This is a genomic window from Nostoc sp. UIC 10607 (assembly GCF_047228265.1).
Taxonomy (GTDB): domain Bacteria; phylum Cyanobacteriota; class Cyanobacteriia; order Cyanobacteriales; family Nostocaceae; genus Nostoc; species Nostoc foliaceum_A.
In genome coordinates this window covers 1-1,961 of record NZ_JBIQNW010000169.1, presented here as the reverse complement: position 1 = coordinate 1,961, position 1,961 = coordinate 1, and the positions used below count along the sequence as shown (strand labels likewise).

Below are 1,961 nucleotides of genomic sequence, written 5' to 3'. Positions count from 1 at the left end.
AGTCCCCAAGCTGGATTTATCGCCTTTTCCTGCACCCTCTTGACAAAAGTGCAATCATTCTAACCTCTCACCGATGAGCATGGCCAGATGTCTATTTCTCAACTATTGGCATCTTTCCCCCAAGGAATTAAAGATTTTGCCGAAAAATTAGAGCTACAAGCTGAGAAACTAGCCTCTATTCAAGATGACCCAAGGAAAGTTGCTGCTGACTATTGTGAAAAATACGAAAAACGCAAAGAATCATTGAACCAAAGTAAATTAAAAATAGGAGAACTTACTAGCCTTGAAGCAGATGTTAAAAACTTAGGGACAAATGATGACTTAGATGCAGATGAGGAATTAGATGACGAGAGTACTAAAGATGACTTGTTCATGTACAAGCTCATCAAAGCTGACTTGTTTGGTCATCAGCAGTTATTAGAAACGGAAAAAGTTAAACAGGAATTGAGTCGGTTTGTACAGAGCCAATGGCGAGATATCGCTTTAGGGAAAACGCTTACTTTTGACCGAGGGATGATTATTCCATCCAAAGATTTAAAAAATGGTGAAATCTGTGTTTCATGGGAAAAGAATGAAGAGAAAATTCTTAACTTCCGTTCTCCTTTTCTGAATTCTAACGGATTGTGTGTGTCTGCTAACAAGCACGTTAAAGATCGACTCGGGCCAGATGGTAAAGACCTCAAAGGCATAATTGTAGTCAATGACGAAGACCACAAGCGCATACAAGCCAGAATTACAGAGTTAGAAGCACGAGGGATTGATGTTGATTTTATCGACCCAGCAGAAACCGAATCAGAACGCCAAGCACGAGACTATGATGGTGATTGCATTGGTGTAGTAAGAGCTAGCTTATACCCTAATCTGACAGCAGAGGCAGAGCGAAGAAATTTTCCTCAAAACGCCTATTCGCCCACGGTTAAGCTCAAAAAACAATCATTTTATTTGGAAGATGGAACCCAACCCCCATTTGAAAAAATCGCTATCCACATGAGTGATAGCATCAGCGTGGGCATAATCAACAATCAAGTGACGGCACTAGAGGCATTAGAATCAGAAATTGAAGTACTAAACGCTTATGGGACTTTAGAACAAAAATCAGAATATTTAGAGCAAGTATCTAAACGCTATCAAAGTTTATTTGAACAGGAACATGGCGAGAAGCCCAAACCAATTAGAGCAGAGTACAAACCCTTCATGCAATCTGTTGTAGCTCTAGCAGAGAATCCTAACAGAAGAAGAGAGATTATTCAGCAGGCGATGGATGTTAACCGCCTAATGTACCGAGAAATGATTGGTGAGGGATGTTATCAAAACCAAATAGCGGTTGATTTATTCAAGAGTGCTAAAAAACCTGAGATGAATTTAATCAGGGAGAACAGCCGCTACTTGTATCGTGATGTTAATTATATTAAAGATAAGAAATCTTCGTCAGTTTATTTAAGCACGGGGATAACACCAAAGGGCTACTCACCAGTAGAATTATTAATTAGCCAAACCAATAAATATTTCCAAGAATCACAGTTAGAATCGCGCCCCATCGTCCAGTTTAAAGACTTATTCAAAAGAGTAGAATTTACACCACAGCAAAAATTTACAGCGATCGCCGCCAAGTACGATTTTGATCAGAAATTCAACGCTGCGGTACGTATGGAGCGACGGCGGGAAACCGAGAAAGGGCCATCAGCAATCATCCAAACTCCACAGTCTTGCCAACTCGAAATTACCAATCTCACCCATTACGAACATCCTCTGATTTGGAAAGTCCAAACGTTGAACATTCGCCTAGACGAAATACCAGAGAAATGGCGAACTAAAGAACGCCCCCACAAATTACTAGCAGTTGCACAAATCAATGGTGAGATTGGGGAGGATAAGAAACCCGCCTACCGCAACCTGGGGACAGTTAGCCAACAATCTGTGACTGACCACAACCTCAAATCGGGGATGACCATGCAGGGAGC

General features: G+C 41.1%; 1 pseudogene. It reads left to right on the top strand.

Annotation, left to right across the window (positions count from 1 at the left end):
• Nucleotides 1–87: 87 nt before the first annotated feature.
• Nucleotides 88–1,961 (top strand): annotated as a pseudogene (locus ACEYW6_RS36110) (hypothetical protein); the annotation flags it as partial.